This window comes from Aliibacillus thermotolerans, from assembly GCF_027853235.1.
Classification (GTDB): domain Bacteria; phylum Bacillota; class Bacilli; order Bacillales; family Marinococcaceae; genus Aliibacillus; species Aliibacillus thermotolerans.
On sequence record NZ_WKJG01000108.1, the window covers coordinates 1 to 21,745 of the forward strand.

Below are 21,745 nucleotides of genomic sequence, written 5' to 3' on the forward strand. Positions count from 1 at the left end.
TCAAGGACAAGCAGCTACCGCTGTGGCTCTGTGTTTAACCTAGAGATAGAAGTTTTATCAACTAAAATAAGCAGGCTAACTTTTCTACCGGAAATAGGGTTATTTACACAAAATTATTGACACACCCCATTTTCTATTTGTCTTTCTAAGTCGTCTTTTTGTTTGTGGGAAGATACTCTGCAATATCCAATTGTTTTTCTATCTTTAGGCTTGGTATTACTCATGCCAAGAAAATGATTCACTTGCTCTTGAGAGTAATAGCGATAACCACTAGGTGTTACATGATGAGGCTTTAAACGCCCTTCTTTGTCCCAATTTCTTAATGTCTGTTCAGATTTTCCTATAATTTTCGCAAACTTTCCTATACTGTAATATTTCATTTTACAACCTCCTACTTTGTATATTATACAAGAAAGTAGGAGGTATTTCAACAATAATTTTTGACTTTTATATATTTTTATAAAGTTTATGTCATCTGCACTTCACCCCCCGAATCCGGCGGAACTTCTTGGCACAAAAACGATGCACGAACTAGTAGAAGAGACGCTTCAGTACTATGATTTTGTATTATTTGATTCACCTCCTGTTTTTGCGGTTACTGATGCGCAAATTTTAACTGATTATTGTGATGGGGTCGTTCTGGTTGTAAGCAGCGGCAAAACCGGACGGGAAGAAGCGGTACTTGGTGTCGTCCTGAATGAAAAAAGCAGAAGCAAAACGACTACAATTATTACTATGGAAAAAAGTAACACGAAGTAAAAAGTTAGTATGTGCAATGAAAAAGGGCGATTTTCCCACATGCTACAGAAAGTTTCTAACAAGAGTAAATAAGCTTCCGATTATTGATCTTAAATAATCGGGGCTTTTTTATTATGAAAATATCCATTGTATGCATCGAATTATGTAGAAAATTCACATAAAAGACTACTTTTGTGAAGTTTATGAACTAAATTGTTGTATTATTTTCCCCTTGTCGATTTAAAGAATGGCAAGGGGATTTTAAAACCTTGTTTATAAAATATACATAAAGGGTACTTTAACGAGTAGCGATGATTCAACTAATGCTTATCTGTTGAAAAAGTTTAACAATTTTGGTAACGTTGAATTCACAGTCTATTATAAGACAAACAATATTTTAGGAGGAGATCAATAATGGCAAATCATCAACTACCAGAATTACCTTATGCACCAAATGCACTTGAACCTCACATTGATGAAGAAACGATGAAAATTCATCATGGGAAACATCACAATACTTACGTAACAAAACTGAACGCAGCATTAGAAGGTCATGAAGAACTTGCAAACAAAGACGTAGATGAGTTGATTAAAGATTTAGACGCTCTTCCTGATAGCATTCGTACCGCAGTTCGCAATAACGGCGGCGGTCATTCAAACCACTCTCTTTTCTGGCAAATTTTAAGTCCAAATGGTGGCGGCGAGCCAACAGGAGAAGTTGGTGAAGCAATTAAGAAAAAATGGGGAAGCTTTGATAAGTTTAAAGAAGAGTTTAAAGCAACAGCTACAGGCCGTTTCGGTTCTGGTTGGGCATGGCTCGTTCTAAACAATGGAGAGCTTGAAATTCAAGACACGCTAAACCAAGACTCCCCGTTAATGGAAGGTAAAACACCGCTTTTAGGTCTTGACGTTTGGGAGCATGCATATTACTTAAAATATCAAAACCGTCGTCCAGAATACGTCGATGCATTCTGGAACGTCGTAAACTGGGAAGAAGTAGAAAAACGTTACCAAGCGGCAAAATAATATATGATTCTTTAGTCGCCTGTTTTATACAGGCGGCTTTTTTTTATCGTCAGGAAAAATCTTTACATTTTTTTTGGACAAATTTGAGATATTCGTTATATCGTTGTATAATGACCGAGAAATCATCCCTCTCAGTCACACCATAGCGGTTGGATGAATAAGGAATGATAGGGTCAAAAGGGGTGTAAAAGATGAAAAAGCCTGAGGAAAGAATATTGGTTTGTGTTTATTATGGTCCAAATGGGGAGCGGTTGATTCGAAGAGGAGGAAAACTTGCTAGTCTTTTGAATTGCCCCTTTTGGATTTTAACAGTGGATCCTTCTCCAAAAGATGAATTGGATATTGAGAAAAGTAACTACATCGAAACTTGGGGAGAACTTGCGGAAAAATACGGTGCGGAAGATTTTATTATTAAATATAATGAAAAACGTCCAGCTGCCAAAGTGATTGGAGAAGTAGCGAAAGAAAAGCATATTACCCAAGTGATTATCGGTCAAACAGCGCAAAGCCGTTGGAGAGAAATTACGAAAGGATCTTTTATTAACCTCCTCTTGCATGAGCTTCCTTTTATTGATCTCCATATCGTTTCTGTCTCACGACAATTGAAAAAAGAAGAAGGAGAGTATGAAAGAGGGGTCCGTTCCTATTTAGTGAAAGAGGAAGATACATTCAAATTGAGTTTTAATCATACCGATGAAGTTATCTATGAAGGGATCTTTTTTAAAGAAGTAGGAACGGATTTTAATAATGGTATTTTCAAGCTGATGAAAAATAACAGGTTAATTCATCTCGATATTGTCGATGATGAAGTAACCGATGCCCATAAACTTGATCAATAATCAGAAGCGGTATAGTGTTGCGTGAAAGCAACCTATACCGCTTTTTAAATGAACAAATAAAAAACACGGATGAAATTCATTCAGGAAGGGAAAAAGAAAAATAGTGAAAATTTTGAACCCCTTATCACTTGCAATGTAGAAAAAAATACGTCATCATAAAAAAGTAGACATAACCATATAAAAAACGATATTTTGTAACATGTGAATCTATCTGCCTGAGGGGGTTTCCCATGTCCTGGATACATTTTTTTATCCTCGTTCCGATTTTGTTTTCCGTTTTCATTCCTATTCTTTATAAAATCTTTCCTCGTATTCATACGGGATGGTTTGTATTAAGTATCCCAATTGTTTTATTTATTTACTTTCTTCAACAAGTCCCGTCCGTCATGAATCAAGAACCTGTCCTACATACACTATCATGGATTTCCTCATTAGGAATTGACTTTTCGGTTTATTTAGATGGATTAGGATTGTTATTTTCTTTAATTATTACCGGTATCGGCTCTTTAGTCATTTTGTATTCGATTTATTATATGTCGAAAGAACGGGAAGCACTTCACAATTTCTACGTGTATTTAATGCTATTCATGAGTTCGATGCTCGGTGTCGTTCTTTCTGATAATGTCATTGTGTTGTATGTTTTTTGGGAAATTACGAGTATTTCGTCATTCCTATTAATTGCTTATTGGTATCAGCGGAAAGGATCCCGTTATGGTGCTCAAAAATCGATGTTAATTACCATTTTCGGTGGTTTATCTATGCTGGCGGGTTTTCTCTTGTTGTCCATTGTGACGGACACATTTAGCATTCAAGCAATGATTGGGATGAGAGAGGAAATTTTTCACCACTCACTTTTTCTCCCTGCCATGCTCTTGATTTTACTTGGAGCCTTTACGAAATCGGCCCAATTCCCTTTTCATATTTGGCTTCCGGATGCTATGGAAGCGCCTACTCCAATAAGTGCATATTTACACTCTGCAACGATGGTAAAAGCAGGCATTTATTTAGTGGCTCGCTTTACGCCGATATTTGGGGGAGCAACGGAATGGATGTGGGCGGTTAGCATTTGTGGACTCGTGACACTATTTTGGGGGTCCTTTTTAGCGGTGAAACAAACAGACTTAAAAGCTCTACTTGCTTATTCTACGGTGAGCCAACTAGGAATGATTATGAGTCTTTTAGGAGTCGGCTCGATGGCACTTTATCCAGGGACAGAAGAAGCGTCCATTCTTCTCTCCACTGCCATTTTAGCTGCGTTGTTCCATCTGATAAATCACGCGACGTTTAAAGGTAGTCTATTTATGATTGTTGGGATCATTGATCTCGAGACAGGGACGCGTGATATTCGCCGTCTAGGTGGATTAATGAGCATCATGCCCATCTCTTTTACGATTACTGTCATCGGTGGATTATCGATGGCGGGATTACCACCGTTTAACGGTTTTTTAAGTAAGGAGATGTTTTTTACTGGTATGTTGAATGCTGCAGAGAGTATTGGGTCCTGGACAACTTTATTTCCTTATGTTGCTTGGTTGGCAAGCGTATTCACGTTTGTGTATAGTTTAATCATCATTTTAAAGACGTTTGCAGGATCGTATCAACCAGAAAAACTGGATAAAAAGCCGGCAGAACCTCCGGTGGGGATGCTTATTCCTCCTATTATTTTAGCTTCCTTCGTCGTTGTCTTTTTCTTTTTCCCAAATACTCTATCCTATACCGTGTTGGAACCGGCCATGCAATCGATTTTACCTTTCTTGCTTAATACCGGTGAGCAATTTCACGTTCACATTACCGCTTTCCACGGGTGGAATATGGAACTATTGATGACGATCGGAGTTGTTTTGTTCGGGACTATTTTATTTTTCACTTTAAAGAAATGGTCGGCCATTTATGATCATCTTCCTGAAAAATTAAATATCAATGATCTGTATAATGCGGGACTATCCGGAATGGAGAAATTTTCTTCCAAGATCATTGATTTGCATATGACTGGGTATGTAAGAGACTACCTCGTATATTTATTTACGTTTGTGATTGTATTGATTGGTTCATCCGCTCTCCATTTTCAAGTGTTTTCTTTTCACTTTCAGGGGAATGGTCCGATTGAGATCTATGAAATTGTACTTGTTGTTGTCATGGTTCTCGCAGCACTTTACGTGATTTTGTCGACGTCACGCGTCATGGCAGTCATTGCGGTTGGCGCGGTAGGATATATGTTGTCATTGTTTTTCGTGATTTTACGAGCACCTGATTTAGCTTTGACTCAATTAGTCGTAGAGACGATAACGACGACTTTATTTGCGCTATGTCTCATTTATTTACCAAAATTGAAGAAAGAAATAAGTCGTGTTCGTGTGAAAGTCACTAATCTCCTTATTGCGATTGGGGTCGGGCTCATCTTTACTCTCATTGGGTTATCCGTTCAAGGTCACCGTTTACTACCACCTATTTCTCATTATTTCGAAGACGCTTATGAGCTGGCAGGAGCTAAAAATATGGTGAATGCGATTTTGGTCGATTTTAGAGGGTACGATACGATGTTTGAGGTGATTGTGTTGTTAATTGCTGGATTGGGCGTGTTTACTTTAATTAAATTGCGTCCAACCTCTCGGGAGGAGAAGGAATGAAATTTAGTAATGTTATGTTAGAAACCGCAACGAAAATCATTATTTTTATCGTGCTAACTTTTTCCACTTATCTTTTCTTTGCGGGGCATCACAATCCGGGTGGAGGTTTCATTGGAGGTCTCGTGATGACCGCCGCCATCGTTTTGTTTTATATGACTTTTGACGTTGTCACTGCTAGGGAAGTCATCCCCGTAAACTTTCGGAAAATAGGAGCCTTTGGAGCTTTGATTGCAGTGACAACCGGTGTAGGTTCGTTTCTTTTTGATGTTCCATTTCTTACACAATCCTTTACGTATGTCGATCTTCCTCTGTTTGGGGAAACGGAACTTGCTACATCTCTTCTTTTTGATGTCGGTGTCTTTTTAGCTGTGATTGGTTCGGTCATGACAATTATACTTAGCATTAGTGAGGATGTTTAGCGATGGAGACATTAATGACAATTACTGCAGGAATCCTTCTATCAATTGGCACCTATTTGATCTTAACGAAAAGTTTACTTCGTATCGTTTTAGGGACATCTATTTTCACTCACGGCGTACACATCATGCTCTTGTCGATGGCAGGGCTAAAAACCGGTGCTGTCCCACTTTTAGGAGAAGATGCAGCAGCATATACCGATCCAATTCCGCAAGCACTCATGTTAACATCGATTGTTATTAGTTTTGCCTTGACTGCCTTTTTTCTCGTCTTATCTTATCGTACGTACAAAACGTTTGGCACAGACGACATGGATCAACTAAGGGGTTCTAAATATGAATAATATCATTACATTACCAATTCTCATTCCGTTACTGACAGGGATCTTTTTAATATTTTTTCGAAGTATTCCACTGCAAAAATGGATCAGTGCCATTGCTCTTATAGTAACGACAGGAGTATCCGCTTACATCATCCATCTCATTTCTACTCATGGTATTCTCACGTTGCAGTTGGGTGGATGGGAAGCGCCTTATGGGATTACGTTAGTGGCAGATATGTTTGCCGCACTCCTCGTGTTAACGACCGCGATGGTCAGTTTATGTTGCCTTTATTATGCTTTTGGAACAGTTGGAAAAAATAGAGAGAGATTTTACTTCTTCTCTTTTTTTCTTTTCCTTGTTGCCGGAGTGAACGGTTCTTTTTTCACCGGAGATATATTTAACTTATTTGTTTGTTTTGAATTGATGCTCATTTCTTCTTACGTGTTACTTAGCTTAGGGGGAGAAAGAATCCAGCTGAGAGAAACGATTAAATATTTACTAATCAATATCATTTCCTCCATGATTTTTGTTCTTGCGATTGCTTACTTATACGGAATTACCGGCACGTTAAATATGGCAGATTTGTCTGTAAAAGTGGCAGAAATCGGACAAGACGGATTGCTTACTACAGTGAGTTTGCTATTTTTAGTCGTTTTCGGTTTGAAAGCAGCACTTTTTCTCTATTTTTGGCTACCAGGTTCATATAGTGCTCCACCACCCGCTGTGGCGGCTTTGTTTGGAGCTTTACTTACAAAAGTAGGGATATACGCGATTTTTCGAACCTTTACTCTTATTTTCTACCACCAACCGGAAGTGACCCATACATTGATGATGTGGATGGCTGCGCTGACGATGATTTTAGGAACGATCGGTGCTGTTGCTCATTGGGACGTGAAAAAAATTATTGTGTACAACGTCATCGTTGCAGTTGGGCTTATTATTTTCGGTTTAAGTGTTTTTTCTTCCGTTTCTCTTATCGGATCCCTCTATTATTTCGTGCATGACATGATTATTAAAGCGCTTCTCTTTTTATTAGCAGGTGCGGTCATTATCATTGCGCGAACGCACAAACTTCACGAAATTAGCGGTTTAATTCGCCATCACCCTTATTTAGGTTGGTTGTTTTTCATCGCTGCTCTTTCATTAGCTGGAATTCCGCCGTTCGGTGGCTTTATTGGAAAAGTATTTATTACTCAAGGTGGTTTGGAAAATGGGGATTATATCGTCGCCGGCATTGGGTTATTTACGAGTTTGTTAGTGTTGTATTCCGTCATGAAAATATTTTTGAACGGATTTTGGGGAGAGACGATATTAAGTAAAAAAGAAGAAGGTAAAGTGAAAAATGTGTTATTGCCATGTTCTATTTTAGCCGCCCTCACTATTTTGTTAGGACTGGGAGCAGAGTGGACGTATGTCTATTTTGAGCAAGCGGTTGAAGGGTTAATGAATCCTAATTTTTATATCCAAGCGGTGTTACATGACTAACCCGAGAGTAGCCAGCGAAGAAAGGAGTGACGCTTTTGGCCGTTCAAATTTTATTTAATTTCATTATTGCAATCATCTGGATGTTTCTTCATGATGCCTGGAATGCTCTTACGTTTATTAGCGGCTATTTCATCGGTTTTCTTTTTATCTTCGCGTTAAGACGGTTTTTTCCGACACGCTTTTATGGATACACAGTGATTGCGGTGGTGAAGCTTGTCTTCTTGTTTATTTCTGAACTGATTTCTTCCAGCATTCTTGTCGCGAAACAAGTAACACGCCCCACGATTAATGTTACACCTGGGATATTTAAAGTGCATACAAACTTAGAATCGGATTGGGAAATTACACTTTTATCAAGTTTAATCACGCTCACACCGGGCTCTGTCGTAATAGAAATTGCGATGGAGGAGAAAGTGTTATTTATCCATGCAATGGACATCCCTGAAAGCGAAGCGCTTGTCTTAAAAGCACAGGAAAAATTTGAACGTGCCATTATGGAGGTGACCCGCTAATGTTTCACACAATATTATTCATTGCTCTCTTTCTGTTATCCATTTCCATTTTTATTTGTCTTTATCGATTGGTTAAAGGACCGACTCGACCGGACCGGGTGCTCGCTCTCGATGCGATTGGCTTTAATATTATCGGGGTTGTTACCGTTCTTTCCATCTTGTTACATACGCTCGCGTTTTTAGAGGTCATTTTGTTAATTGGTATTTTGGCATTTCTTGGTACGATCGCTTTATCAAAGTTCATTGAGAAAGGAACTGTGATTGATTATGAACGTAGCGATTGAAGTGATTGTTAGTATTTTTGTATTGATCGGTACGGCTTTTAGCTTATTAAGTGCTTTAGGATTTATTCGTTTACCTGATGTTTACACTCGTAATCACGCTGGCACGAAAAGTATTACGTTAGGGCTTTTATCCATTTTAATTGGGGGCTTTCTTTATTTTCTCTTGACAGAGCATTATGTGAGTATAAGACTTATTTTAGGCATTGTTTTCGTATTTATTACGGCTCCGGTAGCTGGTCATTTAATTTGTCGTTCGGCATATCGCTCTGGTGTCAAGCTTACGGAAACGAGTGCAAAAGATGATTTAAAAGCAGTCTATCAAGACCGACAAAATGAAGTATGATATGTCTTCAGGACTGGAAGTGACGGTATGGAATACGTGTCTCCGATTAAACAAATACATCTTATTCGTGAAATGAAAAAGCAATTGAAGAAAAAATCATCTAGAGATTACTTATTATTTGTTTTCGGTATTAACACCGGTTTAAGAATCGGTGAACTTCTACAATTAAAAGTGTGTGATGTAAGCAACCCAGATGGTACGATTTTACAGTTTCTTCACACGAAAGAGGAGCAAATTTTCCTGAATGAACAAGTGAAACGAGCATTACAGTACCATTTTCAAACAGTAGGATTTTCTTATGATGCTTTTTTATTTCAGTCCACTCATTCCGACAAACCGATTACCCGTCAGCAAGCTTACCGAATTGTAAACGAAGCCGGGAGAAGTGTTGGCATAACAGAAAAAATTGGTACTCATACCCTGAGAAAAACCTTTGGCTATCATGCCTATATTAAAGGGGTCGCTATTTCTCTTATTCAAAAACGTTTTCATCATGCGACACCATCTGAAACGTTAAAATATATCGGGATTGATAAAGATGAACCGCAGAAAATTGATGTGAACTTATAGCAACTTTTTGTATAGCCCATTCGCCTTTGCACACACTAGTGGGTAAGGGCGGTGGAGAACGATGAATGATGTCATATGGAAATTTTTTTTTGGAAATGTACGGATCTCAAAAAATTTAATTTTGTTGTTAGTGATCGGGGGCTTATATGCGATCTCGATCGCGCTTTCTAACACGTTTGTGAATATTTATTTGTGGAAGCAGTCAGGAGAGATATTTGCGATTGCCTTGTATCAACTTTCTTCTGTTATGACCCAGCCGCTATCGTTTTTACTGGCGGGGTACATGGCTAAAAAATGGGATCGCATCTATAGTTTACGCCTTGGTGTTTTCATTTTAACCGCGTTTTATTTAACTGTGTTGCTTGCAGGAGACCGTGCCGATCAGTTTTTAGTATTGTTAGGCGTGTTGTTAGGTCTCGGATTTGGTTTTTATTGGCTCGGCTACAATGTGCTTACGTTTGAAATTACTGAACCGGAAACGCGGGATTTTTTTAACGGTTTTGCCGGTTTGCTGACGTCTTTTGCCGGAATGATTGGGCCAATTAGTGCCGGAGCAGTCATTTCATGGATGCCTGAAAGTGATGGATACCATGTCATTTTCTTTATTTCATTTGCATTATTTATTGCAGCGGTCGTTCTCAGTTTGCGGATGAAGCATCGAAAAGCAGAAGGACCGCTACAAGTAAAACTTGCAGTGAATGAATGGAAACAAAACGAGGCATGGCGTCGCGTTCTTTATTCTCATTTTTTGCAAGGGTTACGAGAAGGGATTTTTGTTTTTATCATTATTTTGTGGGTGTATATGACAACGAACAGTGAAATGGCATTAGGCGCCTACGGATTTGTCACTTCGGGGGTGTCATTTCTAGGATATTTTCTCGTGAGCAGATTTCTAAAACGAAAAGATAGAAAAAAAGCCATTCTTTGTGGGGGCGCCCTCCTGTTTTTTGCTGTATTTTTCATCATTTTCGAGCCGACCTATGTGCTTTTAATGTTGTACGGGATTATTATTTCGGTCGCCTATCCATTATTATTAGTTCCATATATGTCACTCACATATGATGTATTAGGAAAAGCCAATCAAGCAGGTTTGCTTCGAGTAGAATATTTAATTACGAAAGAATGGTTTATTAATGCAGGGAGAGTGATGTCCATTTTGTTACTACTTGTTGGACTTTTACTGTTCGAAGAGCAATTCATTATCCCTGTGTTGATGGTTGTTTTAGGAGCAGGGTCCTTTTTTATTTATCCCGTCATTCGAAAAGTGGAAATCCCTCATACTTTTTCATAAAGTCAACAAAGAGAAGGCACTCTCACTTAGAAAAAGGGGCCTTCTCTTTTAATGATGATGGCGAAAAAACTTGACGAACGATGACTTTTCTTCTCTTTTCCCTTTGAATTTTGATATGATAAAATACTATCAGCGGATAAAGCTCGTTTTTACATATGGAGGAGCGAAAAAAGTGTCTAAAAAGAAAAATAAAGGGATCAGTCAAATTCCTTTTCGTCTCAATATTTTATTTTTTGTCGTGTTTGTACTTTTTTCCGTATTAATCGTTCGTCTCGGTTTGATTCAAATTGTCCAAGGGGATGATTTTGAACGAGACTTGGAAGAAACAAGTGCGGAAGAATTTCGAATTGATGCTCCCCGCGGATTAATGTATGACCGCAACGGTGAGCTAGTGGTTGATAATGAATTAACCCTTTCTCTTACATACACGAACCGTCCCGAAGTTTCGGAAGAAGAAAGGATCCGAATTGCAAAGGAATTAAGCAAATTGATTGAGATTGATGAAGAAGAAAAAGAAAAAATCCCCGATCGAGATAAAAAAGATTATTGGATTGCGACACACCCGGAAGAAGCGCAAGCATTAATTACGAAGGAAGATCGCCAGAAAGTAGAGGAAGATCAAGAGCTTTATAAACTGCAACTCAAGCGGATTGGAGAAGATAAATTACAGTCATTAGAGGACGAACTAGAAGTAGTAGTCATATGGAGAGAAATGATTAGTGGCTATTACCATACTCCTGAACGTATCAAAAAAGGAATTACCGAGAAAGAAGCACATCAAATTAGTGAACGTCTCGATCAATTACCGGGAGTAGACATTATTAGAGATGCCAATAGAAACTATATTTACAAAGATATTTTTCCTTCGTTTTTCGGTCAAACAGGCTCAATTCCACGGGAACATTTAGATGAATATCTCGCCAAGGGATATGATCGTTCAGACGAGGTAGGAACTAGCTTCTTAGAAGAGCAATACGAAGAGACGTTGCGAGGGAAAAAAGGGGAAGTATATGGAGCGGATGAGGAAAATAGCGCAGAGGAAAGTAAAGGCAGTAGAGGAAATGATTTGGTTCTCTCCGTTGATATGGCATTGCAAAAAGAAGTAACAGAAATTATTAATCAAGAAATCGGTCGTACTGCAGGAAGTTTTATTAACAAACCGGAAGCGTACGTTGTGATGATGGATCCCAACACGGGAGAAATATTAGCGATTGCCGGTTACGACGATCATCTAGGAACCGTATCGAGTTCTTTTGAAATGGGATCAACGGTGAAGGGAGCCACTGTCTTAATCGGACTCCAAGAAGGGGTCGTTACTCCAAATACGGTCATTTATGACAGCCCATTGGATTTACCGTACACTCCGACAATCTCTTCGGTGTCTGCGCTTGGACCTGTAAACTATTTAACGGCATTAGAGCGGTCTTCCAACATATATATGGCACGAATTGCGATGGAGGTTGCTGGTTATCGGTTAGGTGTGACACAAAGCTGGAATACAACAAATTATCACGAAGCGTATGATACATTTCGATATTATTACAGTCAGTTTGGATTAGGAACGTATACAGGAATTGATCTACCGTCTGAGACGATCGGAATTAAAGGTGCAACCACATATCCAGGGAACTTGCTTTATTTAAGTTTCGGACAATTTGATACGTATACGCCTCTTCAGCTCGCACAATACATCTCGACCGTTGCCAATGGGGGATATCGAATGAAGCCGCGTTTAGTGAAAGAAATAAGAGAGCCGAATTCCGATAAGACGCAACTTGGACCAATTCTCCAACAATTCGAACCGAAAGTGCTTAATCGCGTCGAGATTGCCCCGGAATATATTGAAATGGTACAGCAAGGTTTTTGGCGCGTTATCAACGGTTCGCGAGGTACGGCGAGAAGTTATTTTGTCGATGCACCTTATACCGCAGCAGGGAAAACAGGAACAGCGGAAATAACAGAGCGCATCAATGGTACAGGGCCTTCGGTGGAAGGGAATAACCAAGCTTTTGTTGCTTACGCTCCGTACGAAAATCCCGAAGTGACTGTTGCAGTAATTGTCCCTGGTTTGTATAAATCGGCGCGAGGTGGAATTGCAAATACAATCGCACGTAGATCTTTGGATGCCTACTTTGAATTAAAAGAAAGCCGCCCAGGGATGGAGGGAGAGACAACAGAAGAGCAATAATAAGAAAAGAGAAGCAGTCCAAAAAGTCATGATTGGTGACTTTTTGGACATTTTTTGTTACCGCTTCATTAAAATTTGCTTATGGAAATGCCTCTTGGCCGAATAGGCATGTTTCCAACACCAAATTGTTGATGGAAGTAAGTCATGGATAGGTCATGCCATCGTTTCATATAAAAAGAGCTAATGGAAGCAAGCCATGAATGGTTCATAACACTGTTTCATTCAAAAATGTCTGATGAAAACAAGCCATGGATAGGTCATGCCATCGTTTCATATAAAAATAGTTAATGGAAGCAAGTCATGAATCGCTCATGGCACCGTTTCATTCAAAAATAAATTGTGGAAACAAGCTATGAATGGATCATGGCACCGTTTCAGCGCTAAGTGATTGTTGAAAGGAAGCCATGACGAGTCATGGCAACCTTTTAACACCAAATTGCAACATCTCATGCAAATTCATGACGTCTCTTCAGTCTAAAACTGATTGTGAATCGATGCCAAGAAGTGTTTAGCGCAAACGTGTATAAAAACACCATAGATCACAGATTTTTTTAAAATAAGGGTAGACATTAATGGAACTACGTGATTATTTGGATTCTCTTCCCCTTTCTAATATAAAAAAATAGTAGTACAAACCATGTCTTCGTTTGTACTACTTATGTTCTATTTCATTATTTATTTGTTATTGTTTCAATGATTTTCTCCATATCCATTTCACTATGTAATTCATAGTAGCCAGTTTGTAACATCGTGCTGGCATTTTTTTCTGCTAACATTGTTTGAAAAGCTTCTTCGTCCTCAATCATTTGTAATCTTGCTAATTGCTGAATGACTTCATCACTTGACATTCCTTCTTCAATATGTAAAATGGCGCGGGTAGTGGAAGCATTGCTATCTTTAGCGGATTCTTCTTCAATGGCTTTCTTTTCTGCTTCGGTAAGAATAAAGTAGCCTTCTTGTTCAAGGGATGTAATCATTTCTTCTTTCGTTAGTGTGGCGTACTGTTCGTTCTTCTGTTCCACTTCAGCATCTGTTTCGATAAAATAATAAAAACTTGCAAAGAATGAGGTCGCGAGAAACAATCCAAAGGAAAACGATCGCATTGTTGACCGATTCATTGGCTATTCCCCTTTGTATATTTTTTTAAGAGTTGCTCGACTTCATTGGTATGTAATCCCATTCTTTGCGCGATATCTTCCATCGATAGGTTTTGTTGGTAAAAGTCGTACGCTTCCATTTCTAACTCTTTTGTTGACAAGGGAGAAGGGGAAACGGAAAGAAGCTCTTCTTCTAACAATTTTACTCGTTTCTTTAATTGATACATCTCTCCCATTACTTTTAAAGACAATTCTTCCACTGTTTCTGTGCGTTCTTGCGCCTTGTCTTTTATGATAAAGGAGAGAAGAAATAGAATGAAACTGGCAGTGAATAAAGCGATAATCAACCATTCCATGTTTTTACCCTCACTTTCATTTCTCTTCCATATTATACATCTTTCTCAACGATGTGAGAATCTGACTTTTTCGGAAAAAATCCTTGCTTGGGGAAGACCCATTTGCTAAGATTAAAAAGTATGAATAGATGACAGGGAGGGATTCTCATGCGTGTGCAAGTAACGTTAGCTTGTACGGAAACAGGAGATCGTAACTATATTACAACGAAAAATAAACGTACGAATCCTGAGCGTATCGAATTAAGAAAATATTGTCCACGATTGAAAAGACATACGTTACATCGGGAGACAAAATAAAAAAGCAGGGAGGTCGTTCTCCGCTGCTTTTTGTTTTTTTGTACGGTGTCAGGAGGTCATCGGGTGAGCATTGCCAAAGAAAAAAAAGAGTTGAGAAAACGAATTCAACAAATTTTTCAAACAACCGATCCATCGATTCTTCAAGCAAAAAGTGAACGCCTTTATACCCACTTGTTTTCTTGGTCTTATTGGCAACAAGCGAAAGTCGTTGCGACGACGATTTCGACTGCTTTTGAAATTAATTCAACACCTATTATTGAAAAAGGATGGGAAGAAGGTAAGTGGATTGCAGTCCCGAAAGTCGAGCCTAAGCAACATCATTTACATTTTTACAAGATTCGTTCTTTTAGAGAAACGAAACAGCAATTTGCCGATATTTATGAACCAGATCCTTCGCTTTGTTCTCCCGTTCCACCAGAGCGGTTGGAGTTAATGATTGTTCCGGGACTTGCTTTTGACCAACAATTGTTTCGGCTCGGATTCGGTGGAGGGTTTTACGATCGTTTTTTACAAGGGAAGCATATATTTCTCTGCGGCTTGGCTTTGGATTTTCAACTGGTGGATCATTTACCAACAGAACCCCATGATATTCCATTGGACGCACTTATTACCGAAGAAGGAATTCGTTACAGAGAGAACGACACTCGTCATGTATAAGAAAAATAGACCGGGAGAAACATAACAGTAAAAAAGGATCGATGGCAATGAGAAGATGGAATTGGTTTATAGGTCTTTGTCTTGTTCTGATGATGTTGTTCTTTCTAAGGGTTCGATTCGTTCGGTTGGCGATTCTTTGTCCGCCTATTCGCCGAACAGTCATTGCGTTGATGCTTCGTATCCCGATATTGAGAAGGAAAATGTTAGCGCCATTTTATACTTCCCTATCCACATAAAGAAAGGAAAAGAAGTTGCTTGTTATTCGACAACTTCTTTTTTTCTTGAAACATTCGATATACGTGCGCGGGATTGGTATAATGAGGAACGAAAAACATTCTTGAAACAGTCCGTCTGCGGGAAGGGAATCGGATCTTTTTGGGAAAGGATGACCGTTTGTGATCGCGAACCACTTGTTTTGGAAAATGATTTATCATTTAACGATAACGCACGGTTTACGCATCATCGATATGTCTCCGGATAAAAAGCAAGTATGGTTGGAATATTCAAATGGAAAACAAAAGCACGTTGTTCGTTTTGCTCGGGTAGAATACGATTGGGTGAGTAAGGTGAAAGATGACGAAGAGCAAGCACAATTCATGTTCCAACGAATAAAAAGGCTGCTCCCTGCAAGAAATCCAACATTTTATAATGTGTACGTATCTACGTATCCACCGGTTGATTTAAACGAACGCTTGTCGGATAGAAACGAGGAAAAAAACGTCCGCACTTTTTTTATTGCAGACGATGGAGCGCGGATGGTGGCGGATCATCCTGTCGATGTGTATGATGCATTAGGAATTGATGAAGCGTGGGAAGCAATACCGGAACATTTGTCTGAGGAAGAACATCGGGAATACGCATCCCGTTACCGGGGCATAGTTCTAAATAAACAAAAAGAATGGGAAAATAAAGCGAAGACGATTTTGATGCACGGAAAACCTCGCTTTACTTACGTGTTGCTCGGTGCGATTATCCTCATGTATTTCCTCGTTGAACAGCGCGGAGGCAGTACAAATCTGCTTACGTTAATTGAATTCGGTGCAAAATATAATCCAGCGATAGAACAGGGAGAATGGTGGCGTTTCTTCTCTGCCATGTTTCTTCATATCGGCTTTTTGCATTTATTTATGAACTCCTTAGCGCTTTTTTATTTAGGAAGTGCTGTCGAAAGAATGTACGGCACCATACGATTTATTGTCATTTATTTCGTTGCCGGCTTATTTGGTTCTCTTGCCAGTTTTGCTTTTAACGAACAAGTTTCGGCGGGAGCATCTGGTGCTATTTTCGGTTGTTTCGGTGCTCTTTTATATTTTGGATTGATTCACCGACAATTGTTTTTTCGTACGATGGGCTTCAATGTCCTTATGATTTTAGGTATTAACCTAGTGTTTGGTTTCGTTGTGCCTGCCGTCGATAACGGCGCCCATATCGGCGGTTTAGTTGGTGGTTTTTTAGCTTCTGCTTTTTTGCATTTACCTAAACAAAAAATGAAATGGCGACAAGCGGGAGTGTTTCTTGCAACATCGGGAATGACGATGTTACTTTTTGGATATGGGATGGTCAATGACAATAAAGTATCTTCTCCATTGTTAGATGTACAAATTGCGCAATCTTATTTGGAAAATGGGGAGTTAGAACGAGCGGAACAAGTCTTGGAGAATGTGTTAGCGGAAGAAGAAAATGCTCATGCTTATTTTTTGAAAGGAAATATTCTAGTGGAACGAGGAAAGGAAGAGGAAGCCATTCCTTTGTATGAGAAAGCGATTCAACTTGATGATTCTTTTGCAGAAGTATACTACAATTTAACGATTGTTTATATCGAAACAAATCGTTATGAAGAAGCAAAGGAAGCATTTGAGCAGTTTAAAACCACTTCTCCTCCACACTTACGGCAAGAATTAGAGGTGGAGAAAATTGAAGAAATATTAAAAGAAAGATAAAAAAGGAAGGCTGAAAGGAGCTTTCCTTTTTTTATGCCAGGGGGATACATGTTTTCTTCTTTTTGGGAAACGCTGAAAAGAAGAGGTGGTGAAAGTGGCACAAGTCGATTTGCGAATTGAGAAAAATCGTAAATATTTACAGAAAGAACTTCGGATAGATAAAAATTTTGATATTCTTGAACGTCATGTTTTTTATGCTGGTACGGACATGTCCTTTTACATGGTTGACGGTTTTGTAAAAGATGATGCGTTAACGCGTATTCAACAAACGCTGACACGGATAGAGCCGGAACAGTTAAAAGACGTCGATTTATTTACACAACTGTTACGAACGTATATTCCCTATGTGGAGATTGATACGAGTGACGATTTTGACGATATTATTGATCAAATATTAAGCGGCCCGGTGGCATTGTTTATTGACGGCATTGATCGTGTAATTTTGTTGGATGTAAGGGAATATCCGGTACGAAGTCTCGACGAACCAGAAACGGAACAAGTCGTTCGAGGAGCAAAAGATGGGTTCGTGGAAACGATTGTGTTTAACACAGCGTTAATGAGAAGACGCATTCGTGATCGCCACTTAATCATGGAGTACGTGTCAGTAGGGAAACGGTCGAAAACAGATATATGTATAAGTTATATGGAAGATATCGCGAATGAACAGATGGTGCAAAAATTAAAGACTCGCTTGGAAGAGATAGTTGTCGATGGGCTACCGATGGCAGACAAAACGATCGAAGAATATTTATTTAAACATTATTGGAATGCATATCCTCTTGTGCGCTATACAGAGCGACCGGATACGGCAGCGACTCATTTATTGGAAGGTCATATCTTGCTTTTTGTTGATGGCTCTCCTTCTGTGATCATTGCCCCAGTTACTTTTTGGCATCATTTGCAACATGCGGAAGAATATCGCCAAAAACCGATGATTGGTACGATGCATCGCTTCGTCCGTCATATCGCTGTCTTTGCCTCCTTATTTTTATTGCCAATCTGGTTTTTATTTGCATCGAAAGGGGTAGAACCTCCTCATTATTTACAATACATTGGGGCTCAAGAGTCTGGACAAGTTCCTTTATTAGCACAATTTATGATTGCTGAAATAGGAATTGAAATGTTAAGAATGGCGGCTATTCACACCCCTTCTTCGTTAGCAACCGCATTGGGACTTGTGGCTGCGATTTTGATTGGGGAAATTGCTATCCAAGTAGGTCTCTTTTCTTCGGAAGTTGTTTTATATTTAGCGGTGGTTGCTATCGGTACCTTTGCAACTCCGAGTTATGAATTCAGCTTAGCGAATCGTTTATGGCGAGTAATCTTTTTATTAACGACCGCATGGTGGGGGCTTCTTGGGTTTTTTGGCGCTGTTGTCGTGTGGGTGCTCCATCTCATTCGTTTACGTCCATTAGGAGTACCGTACGTTTGGCCGTTTCTTCCTTTTTCTTACCTTTCCCTTGGAGATATTTTCAAACGGAAACCAATTCCGCTACAAGAGAGACGTCCTGCTGCACTCCGCCTAAAAGATAGGAAGAAAACTTGAAGTATGTCTCTCCTCTTTTCATCATAAGTTTCTAGCAATAGATGAAATGAGGAGGAAGTTATGCTTATAGCAATGGGAGATGTCCTTATCATTGGAATGGTCATAGGCGGCCTATCAGTGTATTCTTTTTTTGAACAAAGGCGGTTATTTTTTTCTATTTCTATTTTACTGCTCCTTTGCATGTTTGTTGGGGTTCTCTTAACGAATCTTTCGTGGTTTGTAGTGGATAATACCGTGGCGATTGCGTGGATACGGGTGATCATGGCGGGCGTTTTTATCGCTTTTGCTTTTTATTGCTACACCCCGTTACAAGGCTATTTTCATCGCGATAGTCATTCGTTGTGGCTTGGGCTTTCATTCATATTTCTCTTTATAGGATGGCATGTCGGACAGGTAACTCAATCTATCGTCGGTTTTATCTCCTATTTTATTGTTTTTCTGCTCAGTTTTGTAATTGGGAATATGGTCCAAGGACAGCTGGAACGAACGGTGCGAAAATATCGATTTCTTTCCTTTCTTCCTTTCATCACCTTGCTTTTCTTTTCCGTTCTTTTCTTGCTATAATAACAGATGTGGTGAAAGAAATGGATTCTATTGAAAGCATTAGAAAATGGTTGCTTCAATTTCGCATGATTGTGTATACGAAAGATCGTGCATTGGATTTGGATATTTTGGAATCTGAGTTAAAAGAAGCATACGAGTACGGTATACTTGAGAAAGAAAAATATATGGAAGCACTTTTCGTCATCCGTCGTGAACGTCGAAAGTTACAGAAGTCAAGTGAGGGATTAGGATGAAACAGCTGTCGATGATTGGAGTACCAATGGACCTTGGGCAAATGAGACGCGGGGTGGATATGGGACCGAGCGCCATTCGCTATGCAGGAGTGTTAGAAAGATTAGAAGAGATTGGTTATGAAGTAGAAGACTTAGGTGATTTACCGATAGAAAAAAATTCAAGATTGCTTCAAAAACAACAACCTGATTACCACCATTATCAAGCCGTTAAACAAGTGAATGAGAAGTTGGCGCATCAAGTTTCTTCCATTTTTCAAAACAAACGTTTTCCACTTGTTCTCGGTGGCGATCACAGCATTGCGATTGGTACAATCGCAGGTGCAGCCTCTCATTTTCAACGGCTCGGAGTGATTTGGCTTGATGCTCATGGGGATGTCAATACGAAGGAGACATCGCCATCTGGTAATATTCACGGGATGCCTTTAGCGATTTCGCTAGGTTATGGAGATCAAGGGTTAACTTCCATTTATGGAACAAGTGCGAAAGTTCGACCGGAAGACGTCGTATTAATTGCGACAAGGGAATTAGACCCGGGAGAAAAAATGTTTTTAAAAAAGCATCGCATCAAAGTCTTTACTATGCATGAAATCGATCTTTTAGGCATGCCGGAAGTGATGAAACAAACCGTTGACTACTTAAAACATTGTGATGGGGTGCATTTAAGCTTTGATTTGGATAGTCTTGATCCTGATGAAGCTCCGGGAGTTGGCACCCCTGTGAACGGTGGACTGACGTACCGGGAAAGTTTAATCGCCGTGGAACTCTTACATCGGGAAAACATCATCACGTCAGCAGAGTTTGTTGAAGTGAACCCTATTTTAGATGAAAGAAATAAAACGGCTGAAAAAACAGTCGATTTAATTAGTTCTTTATTAGGAGAAAAATTGTTGTAACTTCGAGATGAAGGAGAAGATTTACTCATGACGGAATTTCGCATAGAAAGAGACTTTTTAGGAGAAAAAGAAGTACCACAAGAAGTGTATTATGGCATACAAACGATTCGAGCGAAAGAAAACTTTCCTATTACAGGGTATCCTCCCCATCCGGAGTTAATAAAAGCGGTTGGATATGTAAAAAAAGCAGCTGCAATGGCCAATCGAGATGTCGGGGTACTGCCAAAAAAGTTAGCGAATGCGATTATTCAAGCTGCTGATGAAGTGATAGATGGGAAGTTCAACGATCAGTTTATTGTTGATGCCATTCAAGGCGGCGCCGGAACGTCTTTTAATATGAATGCCAATGAAGTGATTGCAAATCGTGCCATTGAATTATTAGGCGGAAAAAAAGGCGATTACACGATGGTGAGTCCGAACACTCATGTCAATATGGCACAATCGACCAATGATGCCTTCCCGACTTCCATTCATATTGCATCACTTTATCTCGCCAAAAGACTTACGACTTCACTAAGCAAATTATTACAGGCATTAGAAGAGAAAGAAAAAGAATTCGATGATGTCCTTAAAATGGGCAGAACCCATTTGCAAGATGCAGTTCCCATTCGTCTCGGTCAAGAATTTGGCGCTTACCGCAGGGTATTACAACGGGATTTAAAACGAATAGAACGAGCGTTAAAAGAACTATATTCCATCAATATGGGTGCAACCGCGGTTGGAACCGGCTTAAACGCAAAGCCAGAATACATTGATAAAGTAGCGGAATATTTAAGAGAGCTGACAAAATTACCTCTCAAAAAGGCAGAGGACTTTGTGGATGCCACTCAAAATACAGATGCTTATACAGAATTATCTTCCGCTTTGAAAGTACACGCAATCAACTTATCAAAAATAGCAAACGATTTACGTTTGATGAGTTCAGGTCCGCGGACTGGGCTGAATGAAATTAATTTACCGGCTCGTCAACCTGGTTCCTCCATTATGCCCGGGAAAGTAAATCCTGTGATGTGTGAAGTCATGAACCAAATCTCTTTCCAAGTTATTGGCAATGATCAAACAATTAGTTTGGCGTCGGAAGCGGGACAATTTGAATTAAACGTCATGGAGCCTGTCCTTGTTTTTAATTTATTGCAATCTTTATCCATTCTAGCAAATGGTTTAGATGTCTTTAGAGAGCTTGCCATTAAAGGAATTACCGCAAATGTGGTTCGTTCGCGTGAATTGGTTGAAAACAGCGTCGGAATTATTACTGCCATTAATCCACATGTCGGTTATGAACAAGCAGCTAGAATAGCAAAAGAGGCCATTGATACGGGGCGAAGTGTGCGTGAGATTTGTTTAGAACGGGGTATTTTAACAAAAGAAGAATTAGATGAAATTTTAGATCCAAAAGAAATGACCAATCCGGGAATCGCTGGGGCTAGATTTATTTATGGAGAGTAAGCCTGGTTTTCTGTTGGAAAACCAGGTTTACTTTCTTTATATAAGTAGCTTGATTGAAAAGGAGTATGAAAGG

At 39.4% G+C, this 21,745-nt stretch carries 23 protein-coding genes and 1 pseudogene; 21 read left to right on the forward strand and 3 right to left on the reverse strand.

Annotated features, from left to right (window positions below; all coding sequences use genetic code 11):
* Positions 1 to 128: 128 nt before the first annotated feature.
* Positions 129 to 380: pseudogene (locus GJS40_RS13985) on the reverse strand (MerR family DNA-binding transcriptional regulator); the annotation flags it as partial.
* 88 nt (positions 381 to 468) lie between these two features.
* On the opposite strand from GJS40_RS13985, the gene GJS40_RS13990 reads away from it, so the two are divergent.
* The 13 genes from GJS40_RS13990 (at position 469) to GJS40_RS14050 (ending at position 12,643) form a co-directional block, all read left to right on the forward strand.
* Positions 469 to 759, forward strand: a complete 291-nt coding sequence (locus tag GJS40_RS13990; protein ID WP_270898463.1) for a P-loop NTPase family protein — start codon at positions 469 to 471, stop codon at positions 757 to 759.
* 393 nt (positions 760 to 1,152) lie between these two features.
* A complete protein-coding gene (locus GJS40_RS13995; RefSeq protein WP_270898464.1) occupies positions 1,153 to 1,764 on the forward strand; it encodes a superoxide dismutase in 612 nt (203 codons plus the stop codon).
* 191 nt (positions 1,765 to 1,955) lie between these two features.
* Positions 1,956 to 2,603 carry an adenine nucleotide alpha hydrolase family protein gene (locus GJS40_RS14000; protein ID WP_270898465.1) on the forward strand — a complete coding sequence of 216 codons (648 nt, stop codon included), beginning with the start codon at positions 1,956 to 1,958 and terminating at the stop codon, positions 2,601 to 2,603.
* Between the two features lie 230 nt (positions 2,604 to 2,833).
* Positions 2,834 to 5,230: a Na+/H+ antiporter subunit A gene (locus GJS40_RS14005; RefSeq protein ID WP_270898466.1), complete on the forward strand. Its 2,397-nt coding sequence runs from the start codon at positions 2,834 to 2,836 to the stop codon at positions 5,228 to 5,230.
* A complete protein-coding gene (locus GJS40_RS14010; RefSeq protein WP_270898467.1) occupies positions 5,227 to 5,649 on the forward strand; it encodes a Na(+)/H(+) antiporter subunit B in 423 nt (140 codons plus the stop codon). Before GJS40_RS14005 ends, GJS40_RS14010 begins: the two co-directional genes overlap by 4 nt.
* 2 nt (positions 5,650 to 5,651) lie before the next feature.
* The gene (locus GJS40_RS14015) at positions 5,652 to 5,990 is read left to right on the forward strand and encodes a Na(+)/H(+) antiporter subunit C (protein WP_270898468.1); all 339 of its coding nucleotides are present in this window, start codon (positions 5,652 to 5,654) and stop codon (positions 5,988 to 5,990) included.
* Positions 5,983 to 7,455, forward strand: a complete 1,473-nt coding sequence (locus GJS40_RS14020) for a Na+/H+ antiporter subunit D (RefSeq protein ID WP_270898469.1) — start codon at positions 5,983 to 5,985, stop codon at positions 7,453 to 7,455. Before GJS40_RS14015 ends, GJS40_RS14020 begins: the two co-directional genes overlap by 8 nt.
* 26 nt (positions 7,456 to 7,481) lie before the next feature.
* Positions 7,482 to 7,967 (forward strand): Na+/H+ antiporter subunit E, encoded by a 486-nt coding sequence (locus GJS40_RS14025; protein ID WP_333723950.1) that lies wholly within the window; start codon positions 7,482 to 7,484, stop codon positions 7,965 to 7,967.
* Positions 7,967 to 8,251, forward strand: a complete 285-nt coding sequence (locus GJS40_RS14030) for a Na(+)/H(+) antiporter subunit F1 (RefSeq protein ID WP_270898471.1) — start codon at positions 7,967 to 7,969, stop codon at positions 8,249 to 8,251. The genes GJS40_RS14025 and GJS40_RS14030 overlap by 1 nt, the downstream gene beginning before the upstream one ends.
* The gene (gene mnhG, locus GJS40_RS14035; protein WP_270898472.1) at positions 8,235 to 8,594 is read left to right on the forward strand and encodes a monovalent cation/H(+) antiporter subunit G; all 360 of its coding nucleotides are present in this window, start codon (positions 8,235 to 8,237) and stop codon (positions 8,592 to 8,594) included. The genes GJS40_RS14030 and mnhG overlap by 17 nt, the downstream gene beginning before the upstream one ends.
* A gap of 27 nt (positions 8,595 to 8,621) precedes the next feature.
* A complete protein-coding gene (locus GJS40_RS14040; protein WP_270898473.1) occupies positions 8,622 to 9,164 on the forward strand; it encodes a tyrosine-type recombinase/integrase in 543 nt (180 codons plus the stop codon).
* A 61-nt stretch (positions 9,165 to 9,225) separates the two neighbouring features.
* On the forward strand, positions 9,226 to 10,455 hold the full coding sequence (locus GJS40_RS14045; protein WP_270898474.1) for an MFS transporter: 1,230 nt from the start codon (positions 9,226 to 9,228) through the stop codon (positions 10,453 to 10,455).
* A 172-nt stretch (positions 10,456 to 10,627) separates the two neighbouring features.
* Complete coding sequence (locus GJS40_RS14050; protein WP_270898475.1) at positions 10,628 to 12,643, forward strand: peptidoglycan D,D-transpeptidase FtsI family protein; 2,016 nt, start codon at positions 10,628 to 10,630, stop codon at positions 12,641 to 12,643.
* A gap of 671 nt (positions 12,644 to 13,314) precedes the next feature.
* Here the strand turns inward: GJS40_RS14050 and GJS40_RS14055 are convergent.
* Positions 13,315 to 13,761 (reverse strand): endolytic transglycosylase MltG, encoded by a 447-nt coding sequence (locus GJS40_RS14055; protein ID WP_270898476.1) that lies wholly within the window; start codon positions 13,759 to 13,761, stop codon positions 13,315 to 13,317.
* Positions 13,758 to 14,096 (reverse strand): hypothetical protein, encoded by a 339-nt coding sequence (locus tag GJS40_RS14060; RefSeq protein ID WP_270898477.1) that lies wholly within the window; start codon positions 14,094 to 14,096, stop codon positions 13,758 to 13,760. The genes GJS40_RS14055 and GJS40_RS14060 overlap by 4 nt, the downstream gene beginning before the upstream one ends.
* A 147-nt stretch (positions 14,097 to 14,243) precedes the next feature.
* Here GJS40_RS14060 and rpmG point away from each other — a divergent pair, with 147 nt between their 5' ends.
* The 8 genes from rpmG (at position 14,244) to aspA (ending at position 21,672) form a co-directional block, all read left to right on the forward strand.
* Complete coding sequence (rpmG, locus tag GJS40_RS14065; protein ID WP_270898478.1) at positions 14,244 to 14,393, forward strand: 50S ribosomal protein L33; 150 nt, start codon at positions 14,244 to 14,246, stop codon at positions 14,391 to 14,393.
* A gap of 63 nt (positions 14,394 to 14,456) precedes the next feature.
* Complete coding sequence (locus GJS40_RS14070; protein WP_270898479.1) at positions 14,457 to 15,050, forward strand: 5-formyltetrahydrofolate cyclo-ligase; 594 nt, start codon at positions 14,457 to 14,459, stop codon at positions 15,048 to 15,050.
* Positions 15,051 to 15,445: 395 nt separating this feature from the next.
* Positions 15,446 to 16,990, forward strand: a complete 1,545-nt coding sequence (locus GJS40_RS14075; RefSeq protein WP_270898480.1) for a rhomboid family intramembrane serine protease — start codon at positions 15,446 to 15,448, stop codon at positions 16,988 to 16,990.
* A gap of 85 nt (positions 16,991 to 17,075) precedes the next feature.
* Positions 17,076 to 18,536 carry a spore germination protein gene (locus GJS40_RS14080; protein WP_377902102.1) on the forward strand — a complete coding sequence of 487 codons (1,461 nt, stop codon included), beginning with the start codon at positions 17,076 to 17,078 and terminating at the stop codon, positions 18,534 to 18,536.
* A gap of 60 nt (positions 18,537 to 18,596) precedes the next feature.
* Positions 18,597 to 19,100, forward strand: a complete 504-nt coding sequence (locus GJS40_RS14085; RefSeq protein WP_270898482.1) for a hypothetical protein — start codon at positions 18,597 to 18,599, stop codon at positions 19,098 to 19,100.
* 20 nt (positions 19,101 to 19,120) lie between these two features.
* The gene (locus tag GJS40_RS14090) at positions 19,121 to 19,333 is read left to right on the forward strand and encodes a YqgQ family protein (RefSeq protein ID WP_270898483.1); all 213 of its coding nucleotides are present in this window, start codon (positions 19,121 to 19,123) and stop codon (positions 19,331 to 19,333) included.
* Positions 19,330 to 20,226 carry an arginase gene (gene rocF / locus GJS40_RS14095; RefSeq protein WP_270898484.1) on the forward strand — a complete coding sequence of 299 codons (897 nt, stop codon included), beginning with the start codon at positions 19,330 to 19,332 and terminating at the stop codon, positions 20,224 to 20,226. Before GJS40_RS14090 ends, rocF begins: the two co-directional genes overlap by 4 nt.
* Before the next feature lie 27 nt (positions 20,227 to 20,253).
* Entirely contained in the window at positions 20,254 to 21,672 is a 1,419-nt protein-coding gene (gene aspA / locus GJS40_RS14100; RefSeq protein ID WP_270898485.1) for an aspartate ammonia-lyase, read from the forward strand.
* The last annotated feature ends 73 nt before the right edge of the window (positions 21,673 to 21,745 follow it).

Excerpts from the sequence above, each read along its gene's own strand:
- rocF (WP_270898484.1), top strand. The coding sequence starts at position 19,330 with ATGAAACAGCTGTCGATGATTGGAGTACCAATGGACCTTGGGCAAATG.
- GJS40_RS13990 (WP_270898463.1), top strand. The coding sequence starts at position 469 with ATGTCATCTGCACTTCACCCCCCGAATCCGGCGGAACTTCTTGGCACA.
- GJS40_RS14060 (WP_270898477.1), bottom strand. The coding sequence starts at position 14,096 with ATGGAATGGTTGATTATCGCTTTATTCACTGCCAGTTTCATTCTATTT.
- GJS40_RS14090 (WP_270898483.1), top strand. The coding sequence starts at position 19,121 with ATGGATTCTATTGAAAGCATTAGAAAATGGTTGCTTCAATTTCGCATG.
- GJS40_RS13995 (WP_270898464.1), top strand. The coding sequence starts at position 1,153 with ATGGCAAATCATCAACTACCAGAATTACCTTATGCACCAAATGCACTT.
- mnhG (WP_270898472.1), top strand. The coding sequence starts at position 8,235 with ATGAACGTAGCGATTGAAGTGATTGTTAGTATTTTTGTATTGATCGGT.
- GJS40_RS14005 (WP_270898466.1), top strand. The coding sequence starts at position 2,834 with ATGTCCTGGATACATTTTTTTATCCTCGTTCCGATTTTGTTTTCCGTT.
- GJS40_RS14040 (WP_270898473.1), top strand. The coding sequence starts at position 8,622 with ATGGAATACGTGTCTCCGATTAAACAAATACATCTTATTCGTGAAATG.
- GJS40_RS14055 (WP_270898476.1), bottom strand. The coding sequence starts at position 13,761 with ATGAATCGGTCAACAATGCGATCGTTTTCCTTTGGATTGTTTCTCGCG.
- aspA (WP_270898485.1), top strand. The coding sequence starts at position 20,254 with ATGACGGAATTTCGCATAGAAAGAGACTTTTTAGGAGAAAAAGAAGTA.
- GJS40_RS14000 (WP_270898465.1), top strand. The coding sequence starts at position 1,956 with ATGAAAAAGCCTGAGGAAAGAATATTGGTTTGTGTTTATTATGGTCCA.
- GJS40_RS14045 (WP_270898474.1), top strand. The coding sequence starts at position 9,226 with ATGAATGATGTCATATGGAAATTTTTTTTTGGAAATGTACGGATCTCA.
- GJS40_RS14015 (WP_270898468.1), top strand. The coding sequence starts at position 5,652 with ATGGAGACATTAATGACAATTACTGCAGGAATCCTTCTATCAATTGGC.
- GJS40_RS14030 (WP_270898471.1), top strand. The coding sequence starts at position 7,967 with ATGTTTCACACAATATTATTCATTGCTCTCTTTCTGTTATCCATTTCC.
- GJS40_RS14010 (WP_270898467.1), top strand. The coding sequence starts at position 5,227 with ATGAAATTTAGTAATGTTATGTTAGAAACCGCAACGAAAATCATTATT.
- GJS40_RS14020 (WP_270898469.1), top strand. The coding sequence starts at position 5,983 with ATGAATAATATCATTACATTACCAATTCTCATTCCGTTACTGACAGGG.
- GJS40_RS14085 (WP_270898482.1), top strand. The coding sequence starts at position 18,597 with ATGCTTATAGCAATGGGAGATGTCCTTATCATTGGAATGGTCATAGGC.
- rpmG (WP_270898478.1), top strand. The coding sequence starts at position 14,244 with ATGCGTGTGCAAGTAACGTTAGCTTGTACGGAAACAGGAGATCGTAAC.